The organism is Solibaculum intestinale (assembly GCF_040096205.1).
GTDB lineage: Bacteria > Bacillota > Clostridia > Oscillospirales > Acutalibacteraceae > Solibaculum_A > Solibaculum_A intestinale.
The window spans coordinates 1-16,674 of sequence record NZ_JBBMFD010000020.1; the positions used below are offsets into that span (position 1 = coordinate 1).

Annotated in this window: 24 protein-coding genes; 13 read left to right on the forward strand and 11 right to left on the reverse strand. The window is 55.7% G+C overall.

Annotated features, from left to right (window positions below; translation table 11 throughout):
- Nucleotides 1–211 (reverse strand): pentapeptide repeat-containing protein (locus WMO26_RS10360; protein ID WP_349220194.1); only part of this gene is annotated, 211 nt, incomplete at its 3' end.
- Nucleotides 212–217: 6 nt separating this feature from the next.
- The gene (locus tag WMO26_RS10365; protein WP_349220196.1) at nucleotides 218–358 is read right to left on the reverse strand and encodes a hypothetical protein; all 141 of its coding nucleotides are present in this window, start codon (nucleotides 356–358) and stop codon (nucleotides 218–220) included.
- 410 nt (nucleotides 359–768) lie between these two features.
- Between WMO26_RS10365 and WMO26_RS10370 the strand changes: the two genes are divergently transcribed.
- Nucleotides 769–1,230, forward strand: a complete 462-nt coding sequence (locus WMO26_RS10370; protein ID WP_349220278.1) for a DUF5067 domain-containing protein — start codon at nucleotides 769–771, stop codon at nucleotides 1,228–1,230.
- Nucleotides 1,231–1,271: 41 nt separating this feature from the next.
- On the opposite strand, the gene WMO26_RS13610 is transcribed toward WMO26_RS10370, so the two are convergent.
- Nucleotides 1,272–1,505: a helix-turn-helix transcriptional regulator gene (locus tag WMO26_RS13610; protein ID WP_353963369.1), complete on the reverse strand. Its 234-nt coding sequence runs from the start codon at nucleotides 1,503–1,505 to the stop codon at nucleotides 1,272–1,274.
- Between the two features lie 180 nt (nucleotides 1,506–1,685).
- On the opposite strand from WMO26_RS13610, the gene WMO26_RS10375 reads away from it, so the two are divergent.
- The 5 genes from WMO26_RS10375 (at nucleotide 1,686) to WMO26_RS10395 (ending at nucleotide 5,536) form a co-directional block, all read left to right on the forward strand.
- A complete protein-coding gene (locus tag WMO26_RS10375; protein ID WP_349220198.1) occupies nucleotides 1,686–2,168 on the forward strand; it encodes a helix-turn-helix domain-containing protein in 483 nt (160 codons plus the stop codon).
- Nucleotides 2,169–2,270: 102 nt separating this feature from the next.
- Nucleotides 2,271–3,509 (forward strand): hypothetical protein, encoded by a 1,239-nt coding sequence (locus WMO26_RS10380; protein ID WP_349220200.1) that lies wholly within the window; start codon nucleotides 2,271–2,273, stop codon nucleotides 3,507–3,509.
- Nucleotides 3,510–3,579: 70 nt separating this feature from the next.
- The gene (locus WMO26_RS10385) at nucleotides 3,580–3,777 is read left to right on the forward strand and encodes a type II toxin-antitoxin system HicA family toxin (protein WP_349220201.1); all 198 of its coding nucleotides are present in this window, start codon (nucleotides 3,580–3,582) and stop codon (nucleotides 3,775–3,777) included.
- Nucleotides 3,778–3,825: 48 nt separating this feature from the next.
- On the forward strand, nucleotides 3,826–4,212 hold the full coding sequence (locus WMO26_RS10390; RefSeq protein WP_349220280.1) for a type II toxin-antitoxin system HicB family antitoxin: 387 nt from the start codon (nucleotides 3,826–3,828) through the stop codon (nucleotides 4,210–4,212).
- Nucleotides 4,213–4,348: 136 nt separating this feature from the next.
- On the forward strand, nucleotides 4,349–5,536 hold the full coding sequence (locus WMO26_RS10395; protein WP_349220202.1) for a tyrosine-type recombinase/integrase: 1,188 nt from the start codon (nucleotides 4,349–4,351) through the stop codon (nucleotides 5,534–5,536).
- Between the two features lie 508 nt (nucleotides 5,537–6,044).
- On the opposite strand, the gene WMO26_RS10400 is transcribed toward WMO26_RS10395, so the two are convergent.
- Nucleotides 6,045–6,758 (reverse strand): acyl-[acyl-carrier-protein] thioesterase, encoded by a 714-nt coding sequence (locus WMO26_RS10400; protein WP_349220203.1) that lies wholly within the window; start codon nucleotides 6,756–6,758, stop codon nucleotides 6,045–6,047.
- Between the two features lie 136 nt (nucleotides 6,759–6,894).
- The gene (locus WMO26_RS10405; RefSeq protein WP_349220204.1) at nucleotides 6,895–7,641 is read right to left on the reverse strand and encodes a MerR family transcriptional regulator; all 747 of its coding nucleotides are present in this window, start codon (nucleotides 7,639–7,641) and stop codon (nucleotides 6,895–6,897) included.
- Nucleotides 7,642–7,775: 134 nt separating this feature from the next.
- On the opposite strand from WMO26_RS10405, the gene WMO26_RS10410 reads away from it, so the two are divergent.
- A complete protein-coding gene (locus WMO26_RS10410) occupies nucleotides 7,776–8,294 on the forward strand; it encodes a DUF6125 family protein (RefSeq protein ID WP_349220205.1) in 519 nt (172 codons plus the stop codon).
- Nucleotides 8,295–8,367: 73 nt separating this feature from the next.
- On the forward strand, nucleotides 8,368–9,342 hold the full coding sequence (locus WMO26_RS13670; protein ID WP_349220206.1) for an immunity protein Imm33 domain-containing protein: 975 nt from the start codon (nucleotides 8,368–8,370) through the stop codon (nucleotides 9,340–9,342).
- A 205-nt stretch (nucleotides 9,343–9,547) separates the two neighbouring features.
- Here WMO26_RS13670 and WMO26_RS10420 read toward each other — a convergent pair whose 3' ends face one another.
- Nucleotides 9,548–9,781: a helix-turn-helix transcriptional regulator gene (locus WMO26_RS10420; RefSeq protein WP_349220207.1), complete on the reverse strand. Its 234-nt coding sequence runs from the start codon at nucleotides 9,779–9,781 to the stop codon at nucleotides 9,548–9,550.
- A 112-nt stretch (nucleotides 9,782–9,893) separates the two neighbouring features.
- Between WMO26_RS10420 and WMO26_RS10425 the strand changes: the two genes are divergently transcribed.
- The 3 genes from WMO26_RS10425 (at nucleotide 9,894) to WMO26_RS10435 (ending at nucleotide 11,275) form a co-directional block, all read left to right on the forward strand.
- On the forward strand, nucleotides 9,894–10,169 hold the full coding sequence (locus WMO26_RS10425) for a helix-turn-helix domain-containing protein (RefSeq protein WP_349220208.1): 276 nt from the start codon (nucleotides 9,894–9,896) through the stop codon (nucleotides 10,167–10,169).
- 132 nt (nucleotides 10,170–10,301) lie between these two features.
- Nucleotides 10,302–10,985, forward strand: a complete 684-nt coding sequence (gene sfsA / locus WMO26_RS10430) for a DNA/RNA nuclease SfsA (RefSeq protein ID WP_349220209.1) — start codon at nucleotides 10,302–10,304, stop codon at nucleotides 10,983–10,985.
- A 17-nt stretch (nucleotides 10,986–11,002) separates the two neighbouring features.
- Complete coding sequence (locus WMO26_RS10435; protein WP_349220211.1) at nucleotides 11,003–11,275, forward strand: GIY-YIG nuclease family protein; 273 nt, start codon at nucleotides 11,003–11,005, stop codon at nucleotides 11,273–11,275.
- Nucleotides 11,276–11,320: 45 nt separating this feature from the next.
- On the opposite strand, the gene WMO26_RS10440 is transcribed toward WMO26_RS10435, so the two are convergent.
- Nucleotides 11,321–11,737 (reverse strand): YjdF family protein, encoded by a 417-nt coding sequence (locus WMO26_RS10440; RefSeq protein WP_349220212.1) that lies wholly within the window; start codon nucleotides 11,735–11,737, stop codon nucleotides 11,321–11,323.
- A gap of 226 nt (nucleotides 11,738–11,963) precedes the next feature.
- On the opposite strand from WMO26_RS10440, the gene WMO26_RS10445 reads away from it, so the two are divergent.
- Both WMO26_RS10445 and WMO26_RS10450 read left to right on the forward strand, forming a co-directional pair.
- Nucleotides 11,964–12,410: a MarR family winged helix-turn-helix transcriptional regulator gene (locus WMO26_RS10445; RefSeq protein ID WP_349220213.1), complete on the forward strand. Its 447-nt coding sequence runs from the start codon at nucleotides 11,964–11,966 to the stop codon at nucleotides 12,408–12,410.
- Nucleotides 12,407–12,946 (forward strand): flavodoxin domain-containing protein, encoded by a 540-nt coding sequence (locus WMO26_RS10450; protein WP_349220215.1) that lies wholly within the window; start codon nucleotides 12,407–12,409, stop codon nucleotides 12,944–12,946. Before WMO26_RS10445 ends, WMO26_RS10450 begins: the two co-directional genes overlap by 4 nt.
- A 129-nt stretch (nucleotides 12,947–13,075) precedes the next feature.
- On the opposite strand, the gene WMO26_RS10455 is transcribed toward WMO26_RS10450, so the two are convergent.
- From WMO26_RS10455 to WMO26_RS10470, 4 genes are all read right to left on the reverse strand, one after another.
- Complete coding sequence (locus WMO26_RS10455) at nucleotides 13,076–14,137, reverse strand: DUF3788 family protein (protein WP_349220217.1); 1,062 nt, start codon at nucleotides 14,135–14,137, stop codon at nucleotides 13,076–13,078.
- A gap of 12 nt (nucleotides 14,138–14,149) precedes the next feature.
- Nucleotides 14,150–14,908 (reverse strand): N-acetyltransferase, encoded by a 759-nt coding sequence (locus WMO26_RS10460; RefSeq protein WP_349220219.1) that lies wholly within the window; start codon nucleotides 14,906–14,908, stop codon nucleotides 14,150–14,152.
- A 24-nt stretch (nucleotides 14,909–14,932) separates the two neighbouring features.
- Nucleotides 14,933–15,667: a zinc ribbon domain-containing protein gene (locus WMO26_RS10465; protein WP_349220220.1), complete on the reverse strand. Its 735-nt coding sequence runs from the start codon at nucleotides 15,665–15,667 to the stop codon at nucleotides 14,933–14,935.
- 70 nt (nucleotides 15,668–15,737) lie between these two features.
- On the reverse strand, nucleotides 15,738–16,643 hold the full coding sequence (locus tag WMO26_RS10470; RefSeq protein WP_349220222.1) for a helix-turn-helix transcriptional regulator: 906 nt from the start codon (nucleotides 16,641–16,643) through the stop codon (nucleotides 15,738–15,740).
- Nucleotides 16,644–16,674 lie beyond the last annotated feature (31 nt).

Consider the following 16,674-nt stretch of genomic DNA (forward strand, 5'->3'; position numbering starts at 1 on the left):
CACCCGTGAGGTTGGCATACGTGAGGTCGGCATCCGTGAGGTTGGCACCCGTGAGGTTGGCATACGTGAGGTTGGCACCCGTGAGGTTGGCACCCGTGAGGTCGGCACACGTGAGGTCGGCACACGTGAGGTCGGCACGCCTACCATCCCCATCGCCTGATAACCATAGCTTGTGATTTTTTAACAATTCCTGGATCTCTTTCTTTTTCATACCATTTCACTCCTTGTCCATTTCGTCCATTTGCCTGACATACCGCCTGACACGCCGCTCCCGCTGATCGGGCTCGGGTATACAGCACCCGCGCAGGGCCAGCGCCGTCAAAAACGCCACACCCAGGATTGCGATTACCGTTTGCATGAGGATTCCTCCTTTCATTCTTTGATCGGTCGAACGCCCGTTTGCTCAATCCTCTGCGTTGCTTTGAGGGCGGCGCATATATCATCGGCCAGGCTGTCGATGTCGACAAAAAGTCTCCTCCCGTCTCGCAGCGATGGGACCAGGCCTTGTTTAACCAGCCTTTGCAGCTGGTAAAGCGTGATTGGCGACCCTGGATCAACCTCCTTTAGCGCCTCAATTGCCTGTGGCAGTCTCCTAAGTCTCATGGTTTTCTCCTTTCCCGCTCCCGGTGAGCGTTTTTTGTCTTAATATGTTGATTTTTCGCGGGTCAAAAGGTATAATGTGGATGAATTGGTTTGCATTTTGCAAATCTAAAGCCAAAAGGAGTTTTGAAAATGAAAAAGAAAGCGTCTCTTGTGTTACTTTGCGCTATGCTCTCCCTATCTCTTGCCGCTTGCGCAACATCTGGCGGAGGACAGAAAAGCAGCGCGCCGTCCGATTCGTCCTCATCTGCGCCCGCCAGTTCGGCAAACGTCGCCTCGAAGTCCGACCAGGATGTTTCTGTGAAAATTCTGGGCTCTTCCGTGAGCACGGATTACTCCGGCGACAACATCCTAATCGTTGAGTACGAGTTTACAAACAATTCCGACCGAGAAAGAAACTTTATGACCACTTGCGACGACAAGGCTTATCAAAACGGGGTAGAGTGCGGTAGCGCTTATGTGGTTAGCGGCGTTGACGCCCAGGCGGAGATGAATGACCTTAAACCTGGTGCTACAATGACGCTTAAATCCGCGTATAAGCTGCAAGACACCACCACTCCGGTCGAAATCGAAATCAAGCAGTATTTCGGCAACGATGTGTTTCTGGAAGAAACCATAAACCTTTCCTGATTACGATTTCCTTAACCCGCCCGATTGGGCGGGTTTTCTTTTTAACTGGCTCTATAACTCCCATCTGATACCGATCTATCTTCTTTTAGTCCTAATAGATAATCGGTAGAACACTCAAACAATCTTGCCAAGCGAAGCAGCTTAGTAGACGGGATGGGGCACCCGTTAACGTAATTGCTATACGTTTTTGTAGTGACATCCAATTCTTTCGCTACAGCTTGTTTCGACATTCGGTGTCGCACTCGTTCTACCTCTAAATTATTTTTGTACAACATACAATCACCTCGATTCTCGTTTTGAAAATTTCTGTTTTAATTATATTTTCGATTTGAGTATTTGTCAAGATATTTTTATAAATAAATTTTCGATTCGGGAATATTTTTTTTAATTTACGAAATCAAATACTTGACATGGGTATTTTACTATGATAGATTAAGTTCAGGAGGTGAGAACAATTGTTTTGCAAACGACTTCGTTCTCTGCGCGAATCAAAAGGGCTAAACATGAAGCAATTCGCTTTCGAACTAGGGATACCATACACAACTTATTACAATTACGAGACAGGGAGCAGGGAAGTGAACTCAGATATTTTGGTCCTTTTGTCTGAATATTTTAATGTTTCGGTGGATTATCTTCTAGGAGTCACAGATATTAAAGAAAGAACCGATAGATTGATAGAAAGCTATCCAACGCCCCACGAGCAAAAAGTAATAACGGCCTATCGCGCCCAACCCGACATGCAGGCGCCGGTCGATAAGCTTCTCGGGATTTCCGACGACTTGGTGTCCGGCGGCAGATATGTTAATAAAATGCCGCTTGCGGCGCATGGGGGCGGCGTCACGCTCGTTGATGCTCCCGATCCCAGCAAAAAACAAAAAATCGAGCGCCTGACAAAAGAGGCGCTCGACGAATCCTTCGACGAGGATGAAGAGTTTTAACTTACAGCATTTACCTGTGCATTTGTGATAGTTTTACACGGTTGTTTTTGTCGTGTTATGGTATTATTTTATCAAATAATACCTTGGCAGGTGACTAACAACATGTATAGTGTACGGGAGTATGCAGACCTATTTATCAACCGCGAGGGCATCCATGAGATGCCGGTAAACGTCAAAAAGATCGCAAAATCAAAAGGATACATAATCAAGTCGTACAGCAAAGGCGCGGCACTGATCCAAACTCTTGGCCTTACTGCCCACGCCAGCTGTTTTGACAGCTTTTCATGCCGATATGAGGGCAAATGCTATATCTTTTTGGCCGACGATATTGACGGGCAGTCCGAACAAAGGCTTATTGGCCACGAACTGGGGCATTTGGAAATGCATATGTCGGAGGACCCCGGCCGCGTGCTCATTGGTTATGACGACGACGAGGAAGCCATGTGGCGGCTGGAAAGAGAGGCGGACGAATTCGGCGCCTTAATCCGTGCCCCTCTGGCGTTGCTCTACGTCATGGGTGTATCGACCATCTCCGATATTGCAGAGGCGGCCGATGTTGAGCGCAAAGACGCGATTATTTTATCGCAATCCCTTGTATCCTATCGGGCTGCCCTTAAATCGGCATCGCGGCAGCTCGGGGAATACCGACAACAGCGCCGCGCACATTTGCGGCGTGAGGGCGCGAAAATGGCATCAAAGATTATGGGCGTTGCCGTGGTAACGATTACGGTATGCCTTGGGCTTGCCTGCCTGATTGCGTCCGTAGTGGCCGGGCAGAGAGCGCCCGAATTGCTGCTGGATGATTTCGGCCAGACGAGCTCGGCTGTAGAATCTGTTGCAGACTCGGCCCCGGAAAGCTCTACGTCAGATGATCCCGCCCCTGGGAGCAATCCAGTAAGCGAGCAACCGCAGGATCAGCCCCCAACCGTAAATAATGACTCCCCTGCAGCAAGCTCCCAAGCTCAAGCGTCTGCGGTGGAGCGTGTTCCATCTACGACGCATCAGCCACAAACGCATTACACGCAACCGCAGCAGCCCGCCGCGCCATCAAGCAGCGCGCCTACATATACGCCGCCTGCGTCGTCCATCGCTCCGCCTGTATCGTCATCGGCCACCGAAATTGTCATACCAACAAAGCCAAAAGAGCCGTACATCAATATCACGCCATATACACGGTATTATTGGACGGGCGGCGGGACCAAGTACCACTTGTTTGAGGATTGCTACCATATCAGAGACTCGCTTTATCAATTGGAGAGCGGCTTGCTGTCGGACGCCCAAGCAGCGCGAAAGGATGGATTGTGCGCAGATTGCGCCCGGAGAAATAACAAAAACAAATAACTTTTTTCTGATTTTCTATTGACACGTATCTATAATACGTGTTATAATAACATCAGAGGGAGGGGGTAGGATGAAGCGATATACTTCACGGGAAATACTTAAAATCTTGATGGACGATGGATGGTACGAGGTTAACTGCAAGGGCGATCATCACCAATTTAAGCACCCAACTAAAAAAGGTAGGATTACTCTGACGCACCCTAAAAAGGACATCCCTATCAAGACCCAAATAAGTATATTCACTCAGGCGGGAATCAAAATAAAATGATTCCCGCTCCCTCCCTCATAGCCGAAAGGAGAGATAGTTGTGAAAGACATGTACTCGTACATTGCTGTTTTTACGTTTGCGGATGATGGCATCTCAATTGAGTTTCCCGACCTCCCCGGATGCCTGCCGTGCGCACAAACCGGCGATGAGGCGATGCGTAACGCAAAAAAAGCTCTAGGCTTGCATTTATACGGCATGGAGCAAGATGGAGATGTGATTCCCAATCCTACCCCAATCAACAAAATCCACACCGCCGAAAACGAGGTCGCGGTACTCGTATCCGTATATATGCCGGCTATCCGAGACAAAGCGCAAACTGCCAGCGTCAAAAAAACCCTTACCGTCCCCACTTGGCTAAACGACATGGCGGAAAAAGAGGGCATTAATTTTTCTCAAGCACTGCAATCTGTCCTCAAAAGCATGTTGCTCAAATAATCGTAAACAAAAACCGCCCCCTGGTGTTGGCGCACCAGAGAGCGGCCACCGGCCGGACGGTCGGTGATGCAATTACTCGCATTTAGATTGTATCATAAGCCGTCCGTTTTTACAACCGTGAAAGGACGGAGATAATATGGCAACCGTACAAAAGAGGGGAGATGCGTACCGCATCCGTGCATCCGCAGGCTACGACGCGACCGGGAAGCAAATCATGCGGTCTATGACCTGGCGCCCAGCGCCTGGCATGTCCGCAAAGCAAATTACAAAGGAGCTGGAAAGGCAGAAAGTCCTTTTTGATGAAAAGACGAAATCTGGTCACCATCTGGACGGCAACATTAAGTTTAAGGACTTCGCGGAGAAATGGTTTGAAGATTATGGAAAAGAGCACCTGCGAGAACGTACCTATTACCGATATAAGGAGCTCGCGGAGCGAACCTATACCGCTATCGGTCATATACGGCTGGATCGGCTACAGCCTCACCACCTTTTGGAATTTTATAGGCAATTGGCCGAGCCCGGCGTTAACATGCGCACCGGCGGCGGACTGTCTCCTAAAACGATTAAGCATTATCATACGTTTATCTCGTCGGTGATGGATCGGGCGGTTAAGTGGCAGTTGATCCAAGACAATCCGTGCAAGCGTGTGGATGCTCCCAAAGTCGAGGCGCATGAAATTGATTGCCTCGACGAGACGGAGGCTGCTCAATTTATGCGATGTTTGCAGGACGAGCCGGTCGAGACGCAGGTTATTTTCTCGCTGCTCATCCTGACAGGGATGCGGCGCGGGGAACTCCTTGGCTTAGAGTGGACTGATATTGATTTTGACAATTGCACTATCACGATCCGGCGCACATCCCAATACGCTACCGGGCGAGGCATCTATACGGACACGACAAAAACCGAGAAATCCAAGCGGACGATCACAATACCTGTCGAGCTCGCCGCGCTGTTGCGGCAATTTCGGGCGTGGCAGGGCGAGCGCCGGTTGCGTCTTGGAGATGTGTGGTGCACTGACTGGGCGGAGCATCCCCGTCTCTTTTGCCAATGGGACGGCAAGCCTATGCACCCAAATACCCCATACCAGATGCTGCAAAAATTTCTTGACCGCCATGGGATACGTCGGGTGTCGCTCCATAGTCTGCGTCATACTAATGCCACTCTATTGATCGGGTCGGGCGCGGACGTACGAACCGTATCATCCCGACTAGGGCATTCGCAGACCAGTACCACCCTAAATATCTATGCTCACCAGTTGCAGAGCGCCGACAAAGCTGCATCCGAGGCACTTGCGGACACTTTGATCCGTAAGCGGCCAGGATGATCTTGGTCGTTATTTGGTCGTTATTGTTTCAAAAACACCCATTTTTAAACTAACCTTAAATCCTCTCAAATTAGATGAAACCCGCTTAAATACTAGATTCTTTGGCTTTTTGCATCTTGGCAAAATGTGCTTTTTCGCTTTCAAGTCCCGTCTCTCGCACCAAACCGGAGCAGGTGATCTATCGCCTGCTCCGGTTTTTTACAAAGTCACGTTTGGTTTACTTGCCTGGTTGCAAGCGCTTCACGGCGGCTCGCAGTCGCTGCCAGCTTTTTGCGAATTACAGGGGGTCAGGCCCCGCCTATGGAATCTTAGAAAGATTTTTCTTTCTGTTTTGCATGGTTTTTTCACGGTTCGTTGCCCATAAAATAGTCACAAAAACAAGAAACCGCAGCGAAATGCAATTTGTGTTCCGCTGCGGTTTCTTTCATATTCGGGAATGAAACCAAAGGCCCGGCTGGCAAGCAGCAAGCGGCCGGGTTCCCGACGCTCCGGTTCGGGCGGCGACGGATCAGGAGCCGAGGGAGAACTCCAGCACCGCATACGTCTGCCCATCGTTGCCGGACAAGGTAATGTAAACCCGGTTTCCGGCTTCCACCAGGCCCGGGTAAAGCAGGTCCCCCAGCTTGGCGGGCGCTTTGTATTCCACGCGAAACCCCAAAACCGTCCGCCCCTGCGGCAGCAGCTCCATTGCCGCTTCCAGATACCGGGCGTTGTTCATATGTCCATTTAAGTCGATGTCATTTCGTCGGACCGGCATCGCGGGCAGGGGCTTAGATTCGCCGGACGGCAGGAGGATGCGCTTGTCCCCATAGTCCATATCAAGCTGCGGGTCTAAGACCACCTTGTCCATCTCCTCCTTGGGAAGCCGGACCATCCGCCCGGTTTCATAGCTGACGAACGCGCCGATTCCCCAGGATTTGACGCAAGGCCCTCCGTCCTCTCCGTAAAGGAAGGTGTTGCGGTAGCCGTAGAAGCCCTTGCACTGATAGATGCTGGTGGCGGCGCGCACCCGTTCGCCGTACTTTGGCAGCCGGATGACCTGAGCCTGGCGGAACAGCAAAAACATCCCCAGGTTGTTTGACGAAAGGAAGGTGGTGAAGGACGGCTCCGATTCCATCCAGAGCATGGAGCAGTCCTGCATCAGGTCCACGGCGGAAATAAGCTTCATGTTTCCGTCCGCGCCCGTCTGGCTGGCCCCTACGCGGGAAGCAATGGTGTACATAGGGTGTGCTCCTTTCTTGTTTTTTTGATTATACACCCGCCGGGCCGTCCACGGCAATGAAAAAGAGCCGCTGTTTTTTATAAAACAGCGGCCCTTTCCGGTGGGCTGTTTCCCTGCGGCGGCGTTTTAAGCCCGGTTACCCTTCCCGGCAATAAACGGCGATGGCGTCGCTAAAATACCGAGCGAGGCCGGGAGCGAGCCCCTCAAAGGTCTCGGCAAAGCGGGAGTCCTCCACGTACATCTGCCCGAGGCCCGCGAGGATTTCCTTGGTGCAGGCGTAATGGTTTTTCGAAATGTGTTCCTGCCAGCGGGCCGCCAGGGCCTGTACCGCCGGGCCGGACGGGGCCGCGCCCGCCGCCATTTGTGCGGCCAAGGCGTCGAAAATCTCGTTCATCTCCCCTTGGATGCGGGCCCAGTCCGCCTTTGTATAGGCGGCGGCTTTTTTTTCACTTTCCCGGTAAGCGGCGGTGCCGCCGTACCGTTCTTTTGCCTCTTTTGCATACCGGTCCCGCGCCTCCTCCAGCGAGGAAGCGTCAAACGCGTCAAAACGCATACTGCATTCTCCTTTCAAAAGCGAATCCACCAGGCGCAGAATGCCGTCGAGCCGCTGCCGCTTGAGGGTGAGCAGCTCCCGGTGGCGCACGAGCGCCTGGGTCTGGTCAAAGGAGGGATCGTCGAGAATCCCGCGGATGTCCATGAGCGCAAAGCCCAGCTCCCGGAAGAACAAAATCTGCTGCAAACGCGCCATGGCCGCGTCGTCATAAAGGCGGTAGCCCGCCTCGGTGACCTCGCTGGGAGGCAGCAGGCCTGTTTCGTCGTAGTAATGCAGCGTGCGCACGCTGATCCCGGTAAGCTTCGCCACTTGGCTGACCGTGCGTTTCATGGGGCATCTCTCCTTTGCAAGCATGATGATACCGTATGACGTAACGTGAGAGTCAAGAAAAAGTTTTCGCGCCCGCAGAAAGGCGCGATTGTGGTATACTCAAAAGCAGATTATCAATGAAATGGAGTGGCGTTATGCAGAATTTTGAACGGTTACACGCGCTTACCAAGGAAGAACTGATCGGGCTCATCGAAATCTACTCGAAAAACTGGCTCGCCATGGACGGGGTATGGTTTCAGTCCATCGAGCGCAAGTACGGCATGGAGGAAGCCATGTTTCACGACGGGGAGGCGTGGAAACGCTTTACCGTCATGGAAGCCAAGCGCATCAAGGAATTTTTGGGCCTTCCGGACCGGGCGGGGCTTGAGGGTTTGGCGAAGGCCCTGTCCCTTCGCTTTTACGCGAACCTCAACCGCGACGAAATCCGCGTCGAGGGCAACACCCTGACCTACCGCACGCTTACCTGCCGGGTGCAGCAGGCCAGGGAACGAAAGGGGATGGAGTTTCACCCCTGCAAGCCGGTGGGGGTCATCGAATACGCCGGGTTTGCCAAGGTGATTGACGACCGGATTGGTTGCAAGGCGCTGAGCTGTTATCCGGAGGTCACCGATCCGTCCTGCTGCTGCTCGTGGCAGTTTACGCTGCACGAATGAGAAACGCCTCCCCGTCATACATATGATACCAGGATAACGCCGCGAAAAAAGCGGACGGAAGGAGCCAACGCCCATGCCCGAACTTTATACCGAGGAAGAACGAAACGCCCTCGAAACCCATATTCAAAAGCATTTCGGCCAGTTCGCCAACGTGTTCCAGGAAATCGCCTCACCGGACATCCAGGTGGACATCGGCATTATCAGCCCAACCCCGGCCCGCGATTATTATACCCTGGTGACCATGGGGATGGGCGCCCACAAGATGCACCTGCCCGACGGCCTGGAAGGCCATGGCTTCGAGCGGGCGGAAATGGTTCTCTGCCTGCCGCCCGAGTGGGACGTAAACAGCAGCGAGGAAGAGGACTACTGGCCCCTTCGCTGGCTCAAAATCCTCGCCCGTCTGCCCGGCAGCGAGGACACGTGGCTGGGCTGGGGGCACACGGTGCCAAACGGGGAGCCGCTCGCGCCGAACACCCAGTTTTCAGGAGTGCTTTTAGAGCTTCCCTACCGGTTCGGGGAGGAGGCCATGGCCTGCCGCCTGCCCGGCGGGGAAACGGTGCGGTTTTACCAGGTGCTTCCCCTCTACGAGGAGGAGATGGACTTTAAGGTGAAGCACGGCGCGGACGCGCTCCTCGACCGGTTCGGCAAAGAGGCGCCGGACCTGGTGGACATTCACCGCAAAAACGTCTGCGCGCCGCCGCCCAAGCCCTACGCCATCCCCATGGAAAAGATCAAGCCCCTGATTTCCTCCCAGGAGGGCTGCATCGTCAGCGACCGGATCATGGTGGACGGATGCAAGGTGGGGTTTTGCTACCGGGAGGAGCCCATGCCCGACCAGCCGGACAGCGGCTGGCGGTTCCTCTCCGGGGACGAAACCCAGGAGTATCTGGACGATCCGGGCCACGCCGACGTGTACGGGCTGAATACCCTGTGCAACTACGACCCGGATGTGATCGAGCTGCTGGACGCGTCGGTGGGCAGCGCGTTTCTGCGGGGGCCGGACGGGCGGCTGCACCCGGATGAGGACTGGCAGCCCGAGCTCGTATAGAAAAAGCAAAACACCCGCCCGGAGCGAGGGAAACTCCCTGCTCCGGGCTTTTTCTATGCCCAGATGCCGGCGGAAAGGCGACGCGAAAAAAATCCTACAAATTGAATATGTTATGCTAGGGACGAAGATCTTCGAAATTCCATAAAGAAAGGAACATCCACTCAGAATAAAGGGATGCGTTCCCCACTCTAGTCGGATGTTCCTTTTATCTATCTGGATAGGGCATCTCACGGGGAAGCCCCAACAAATAATTCGCAGATACGTTATAGTATTTACAAAGGATGACGATATCATCTAAAGAGGGCTCAAATCGACCTAACTCAATTTGCGACAATTTTTGCTGCGATATCCCCATTTCCATGGCAGCGGCGGTTTGTGTTTTTGGAGGCTCAATTTGTTCTCTCAGCAGCCTTACTTTCTGTGCAAATGTCACCGACATCACCTCGCCTCTTTAAATTATCACACAATCAGAATCAGGCATTGACTTCACATATAAAATATGTAATAATGATCAAAACAACATATTTTATATGTAGAAAGGACGGGAAACCATGACCAAAGAAGAGGCAATCAGGCAGCTTTGTGCGAACCTCCGGTATCTGCGGGAGCGGACGGGCCTGTCCAAAACCCGCATGGCCAAAATCATGGGAGTCACCACGGCGACCCTGACGAAAATCGAAGAAGGGACCCTGCCCCGCCGGACGGGGGTGAAGGTTCTGCTGCGCCTGTCCGATCAGTTCGGCATCCGGCTTAACTGCTTCTTTCTGCCCGGGCTTGGGGGCTGGCAGCCCGGGGAAGGGGCGGGACGGGAGGATCAAAATCCATAAGGCTGCGGCCATAGGGCAGCCCGCCGTACAGGATGGTGGGCCTTCCCCCTTTGCGGCGGCCGGTCCCGTCCACCCGCCTTTGACAGAACAACCCTTTCGCGGTATCCTAAGAAAAAACCGTCAGGAGGGCCTATGACCTATTCGAATGTCCGAAAGGGCGCGTTTTTGGAGCGCCCCAACCGGTTTGTGGCGCAAGTGGAGCTGGACGGGCGGGCGGAAACCTGCCACGTGAAGAATACCGGTCGCTGCAAGGAGCTGTTGCTCCCGGGGGCGGAGGTTTACCTGGAGGAAAGCGCGAACCCGGCCCGCAAAACGAAATACGACCTGGTGGCGGTGAAAAAAGGCGCGCGGCTCATCAACATGGATTCTCAGGCGCCCAACCGGGTGGTGGAGGAATGGCTGCGAGGGGGCGGGCTGGTTTCGAACCTGACCGCCCTTCGCCCCGAATGCCGCTACCGCCATTCCCGGTTTGACTTTTACCTGGAGGCAGACGGGCGCAGGGCTTTCCTGGAGGTCAAGGGGGTCACGCTGGAGGAAGGAAACGAAGCCTTCTTCCCCGATGCGCCCACCCAGCGCGGGGTCAAGCACATCCAGGAGCTGTGCGCCTGCCGAAAAGACGGGTACGACGCGTACCTGGTCTTTGTCGTCCAGATGAAAGGGGTATCCTGCTTTCGGCCCAACGACCGCACCCACAAAGCCTTCGGGGACGCGCTGCGCATAGCCCGAAAGGAAGGGGTGCGCCTTGTGGCGGTGGACTGCCTGGTAACTCCCGACACCCTGCACATCCACGAAGAAGTCCCCGTCTTGTTGGGGTGAGGAAAGGAGGGGAGCGGATGGAACAGGCGTGTTACGTCTATATCCTGCGCTGCCGGGACGGCACGCTCTATACCGGCTGGACCAACCGGCTCCCAGAGCGGGTGGCGGCCCATAACCAGGGCAAGGGAGCCAAGTACACCAAGGCCCGCCGCCCGGTGACGCTGGTTTACTGGGAGCAGGTCCCGGACAAGGCCGCGGCCCTTCGCAGGGAATGGGCGGTCAAAAAGCTTTCCCGGGCCGAAAAGCTTGGGCTCATCGCCCGGTTCGAAAAAGAGACGAAAGCCGTCTGAACGCAATCGCGTGCAGACGGCTTTCCTTCGACGCGGACCCGGGTGCTACCGGCCCCTGTGTTTTTCCTTGCGCTTCTGGGTGCGCAGGGCAAACCGGCGTTCCTTTTCCTCCAAAGCACGTTCCCGCCGCAAAGCCTGCCTTATCTTGCCGGCTTCCTCCCGCTGGGCGCTGACGGCCTGCTGGGCCTTGGTGCCCACCCCGTGGGAAAGAAGGGCGCGGGCGGCTTCCCGTTGCGCCCGCTTGGGGTTTGGCCGCCGCTGGGGCTGGCTTTGCGGGGCCAAAACCGCGCCGAAGCGCAGGCGGGAAAAGTGCGAGAGAAAGAACTCGTACACCTGCCCGTCGGTGGGTTCCTTGCCGAAGGTGACCTTCGCCGCCTCCAAAAGCGGCCCGGCGCGCCGTTCGTACACCCCCACCCAGAACGGGTCTTCAAAGAACACGGTTAACCTTGCTGTGACGTCCATCGTCATTCCTCCTATTTTGTGAAATCCCCGCAGAGAATGGACAACCATAGGAGGCAGGTTACTGACGGCAATCGGCCGTGCCCGGACTACCAACCGGACCGTGTTTTGATCTCTGCGCTTTTATGCTAATCCCTTTGCCTGTTCCTGTCAAGCGGGGCTTGACAAAAGGAGGGCCGTCTGGTATCCTGATAAGTAACCAGTTACCTAATTGAGGAGGCCGCATTCTATGGAGAAGCTTACCCAGCGTCAGTATGTCTTCGGCGCGCTTTTCGTCTTTGCCAACAAGCTGCAGTTAATCGGGGACCGGCTGGACCCGAACATCACCATGAAGCAGTGGTTTTTGGTGGCGATGCTGTCCCAGTTCGGGGAAAAGGCGCCCACTATAAGCGAGCTGGCGGCGTTTATGGGGTGCTCCCGGCAGAACGTCAAGAAGCTGGCGGGACGGCTTTCGGAAAAAGGGTTTTTGCAGCTTCAGAAGGACCCGGAGGACAGCCGGCAGACCCGCCTGCGCGTGACCGGCGCGTGCAAGGACTATTTTGCCGCCCGGGCCGGCCGGGAAGAGCAATGGCTTTCCCAGGTGTTTGACGGCATAAGCCAGGCGCAGCTTGACGGGCTGTATCACAGTATGAAGCAGCTCGAACAAAACATTGGGCGAATGGAGGAAACGTTATGAAATCGGTTTTGGTCTGTTACGAATCCCAGTACGGCTATTCGCAGAAGTACGCCCAGTGGATTGCCAAGGAGCTGGGCGGCCGCGCGCTGCCGGTGTCCCAGGCAGGGGAGGAGGATGTCCGGAAGGCGGACCTGGTGGTGGTTGGCGGCGGGCTCTATGCCGGGAAGGTGGGGGGCGCTTCCTTTGTCAAGCGGCATGAGGCCGTCCTAAAAGGAAAGCTCGCGGCGCTGTTCACCGTGGGCCTTTCGCCCACCGACAAGGAGGAGGTGTTTTCCCCTCTCATGGAGAAAAATTTTGCGCCGCACATCCTTGCAAGCACCAAGGTGTTCCACCTGCGCGGCGGAATGGATTACCAAAAGCTCAAATGGATGCACCGGATGATGATGAAAATGCTCGTGCACATGCTCCGCAAAAAAGCCCCCTCCGAGCGGACCCGGGACGACCAGGGCCTGCTTGATTCCTACGGCAAGGCGGAGGACTTTTCCGATCCCGCTTCGGTTGCGCCGCTGGTGGCCTACGTCAAAAGTCTAAGATAGGAAACGCCCGGATGGAGAAAACCATCCGGGCGTTTTTGACGAAAATGGGACGCTTATGCCGCACCGCCGTGGAAAAAAGGAGGAGGAACCCCTTTTCTGAATAAAGGCCTTATACGGATAAGCGGCGGTTTAGCCGTTCGCCCTTTTGATCGGGACGCGCAGCACGGTCTTGAGCCGGTCGGGATTGGCCCGGCGAGGATCGGACAGGTAGAGCTCGTGGTGCCTGCGTTCGCCCAGGTCCTCCTGGTATCCGTTCTCTCTTGCGAAACGCACAAGGGCGTTCATGGTCGCCGCTTCCGTGGAATAGGGCCCCAGGTGCATGGCCTGGACGCAAAGCCCCTCTTCGAACATTTCCAGGCGGGCCTTTTCCACCGGGACCTCCGGCTTTTTGCACCGCACCTGCGCCGCCGCTTCTTCGAACACGGCCTTGGTCACAAAGTCCGGCTGGCGGATCATGGCGGTCCAATGCCAGGAGGACCGGTCGGACAGGTCCAGCTGGCCCCCTTCGCTCCACCAGAGCCCTTCCAGCGGCGGTACCACATAGTCCACGTATCCTTGCGGGACGTTGCCGGTCCTCTTGCGCATTTTGATGGAGAAGGCCAGGGCGTACAGGGTTTGCACCGCCTCCTGGTAGCATTCCCCCGCGGGGTCTCCCGTCCCGTCCACCATCAGAAAGGGCATAGGCGGCACGGTGACCAGGGAAGGAGTTTGCTTTGGAAGGTACAGGTCGGGATAGGCCTTTTTAAAGTCCAGCTTCTCTCCGGCTATGGCCGGCTTCTTTCCGCCCGGCTTTCGCTTGGCGGTGAGAAAGGGGAGAACCTCCTCCAGCATGGCTGTCCCGTCCAAGGGGAACAGCGCCCATTTCCCGTCGCGATAGGTGGCGGCCTGGTCGTAGAAAGAGAGCAGGGCCGGAGAGAGGGACGCACGCAGCGCCTCCACCTTTTCCCGTTCGGCCTTCCCGAAGATCAGCAGAAGCCCCGCCTTTCCCTCATCCGCCAGCAAAGACGCAATCGTTTTGCCGCCCCGGCGGAACTTGCATTCGTATGTCCATTCCTTGCCCCCGTCGTGCCAGGCAAGCTGTGGGCTATACGTTTGCTGTAGATAAGCGCAAAGCGCCTCAAAGCGGGAAAACGCCTCCGGCCCCAGCATTGCGGCCAGTTTTTCCGTAGTGGGTGCGGATACCGTCGCCATTTGTTTTGCCTCCTAAAAACCGTATTTGGTAAAGATAGCCTGCAGCTTCTTTTCACTCAAAATTTCGTTGGTGACAAAAGCGCCGTTATAAAATAGGCTATACGTCGTGGCCGGAGTGGGGGCCCGGCGGGCTTGCTCTTGCGTTTCCAGCTTGCGAAGAACGAACGGGATTCCCCGTTCCTTTGCCAGCGCTGCGGCCAGCGGCGCGTAAGCCTCGGTATGAGGGCACTGGTTCGTATAATAGAGAACAAAACCGTCCTCCTCGGGCCGTCCCTCCTTGGCGCAGGGGAGAAACCGGGGAACCGTGCCTTTGCGGTCGAGAAAAAGGCAGGCAAGAACAAAGGAGGACCGCGCCTCGTCCACCGGTTCGAACCCTTTGTAGGCCAGGTGCTTGGGGTCGCAGAGAAAGGGCAGCTTTTTCTTGGAGGTCAGCGCCACGACGCCGTGCTTTCCCTGGGCCTTGGCGTCCTGCAAACAGGCTTCCAACAGCCCGTTTGACAGCCCCTTTCCCTTATATTGCCCCGATACCCAGAAGCAGTCGATGAACAAGTACCCCGGCGCGTCCACCGGGTACCAGGCATGTTCGGCGGGCAGGTATTCGAGGAACGCCTTGCCCCGCACGTCGTATTTCAAAAACACCAGCCCTTCCCCGAAGGCGGCCCTCATCCAGGCCTTTTTGGAGGGAACCCGGCAGTCTCCCTTTTTGTCGCTGATGGCGCAGCAGATGTGTTCCTGCTCCAGGTTCTCTGCCGTGACCTTAATGATTTCCATGAAAAAACCCCTTTCTCGTTTCGGTTACTGGGTTTTCTTCCATCGCCGCAGGGTAGGCAGATACCGGCGCATGGCCTGCCGGGCCGCTTCCTCATTTTCAAAGGAACTGCTCTGCATCAGGAAGGGCAGGCATTGCTCGATCATGCCCTCCAGGGTCGGAGCGGTGGTAAAGGCCCCGTTCTCGTAGCAATCCTTGCAGTATTCGGTGCTTTTGCATCCGTCGACTTCGGTTCCCCATTCCTGGCCGTTCATAGGCATGCCGCAGCTTTGGCAGACGGGAGTTTCCTGCTTTTCCTCGTCGAGGGCGATATAGATGTGGATTTCCATGTCCTGCATGCCGCCCGAGCCGCAGATGTATTCTTCAAAATCGGTGGTATAGGCCCTGGGCAGGCCAAGCGTCCACAGTTCCTGCCAAAAAGCCGCCACGGCCTTTTGCACATCCCCGTGGATGACGAAACGAGCGTAAGGCCCGCCGGCAATCGTCGCGGTCGTAAAGCCTTCCGGCAGCCGGTCGACGCCGGTTACCTCACAGCAGGCCATCATGTCGTAAGCGCCCAGATGGTCGCTTTCGTAATGGTGGTAAAGCCCGATTCCCCGGCCGGTCACCTTGTCCGGAATGCGCTCGAAAGCCTGCGAATAAAACCGGTTCCACAGCCCGCCGATGTCTTCGTTCATGCTGTCGGACAGGTTTGAGGTGCGAAGCCCTAGGCCCGCCACCGTTTTCGGGGAGAGTACGACCCGTTCGTAGGATACATTCATTGCAGTCAGCTCCTTTATCTTAAGGTGTCCCCAGTGTACCACGCGGAATGTGACAACTGCGTGTCCAGTTTCACCGGTAATTTTCGAGGGCCGCTTTCAGGCTCTCGCGGATTCGTTTACGCGCCCATGGGGGCTCCAACACCGTCAGCGCACCGCCGAAGGACAGCAGGTACCCCCACACCCATTCGCTTTCCCAGAAGACCACCCGGGCCGTCAGGCTCCCGTCCTCATGTTCCGTCAGGCAGCCGGCGGGAAATTCGTCGTAAACCCGGTGCCGCATGGCGACGGAAAAGCCCAGGACCATGGGCAAAGGGTTGGCGGCGGCCGAAAGGTCCGGCTCGATGGGGATGTCTTTCCTCCGTTCTTCCGGGAAGGTATCTTCCGTCACCTGCAAATTCCCCATCCGGATGAGCTTGAAGGTGCGGTAATCCTCCCGGGCCAGACAGTATCCCTGCAAGTACCAGGCGCTTCCCTTAAAGCGCAGCTTGACCGGTTCCACCGTCCGCCTGGTTTCTTTCCCCGCGGCGCTGACATAGTCGAAAATCACCCGCCGCCTTGACAGAATGGCGCCGCGCAGCCGGTCGAACAATTCCTTTTCTTCTTTGCCGCTTCCCCAGCCGGTAAAGTCCACGTCGATCCAGTCGGGGTCCTCCTTGCGAAAGAAGGTGCGCAGTTTTTCAAGTACCGCCCCGGCTTCCGGGTACCGGGCGGCCGACAGGCTCTGCAGGCCGAACAGAATGTTTTCCTGCTCTTTCTGGGAGAGCACCGACTTGTTGAGCACAAAGGCGGGCAGCAGGCGAATACCGCCTCCCTTGCCCTTGGCGGTGTAAACCGGGATGCCCGCGGCGGAGAGGGCGTCCACGTCCCGGTAAATGGTCCGTTCAGACACTTCGAACCGTTCGGCTAGCTCCTTTGCCGTCACGTTTTCCCGCTCGAGAAGAAGATATACGATTTCAAACAACCGGCCAATCTGCATGACACTCCCCTCCTTTGCTCTTAGTATACCA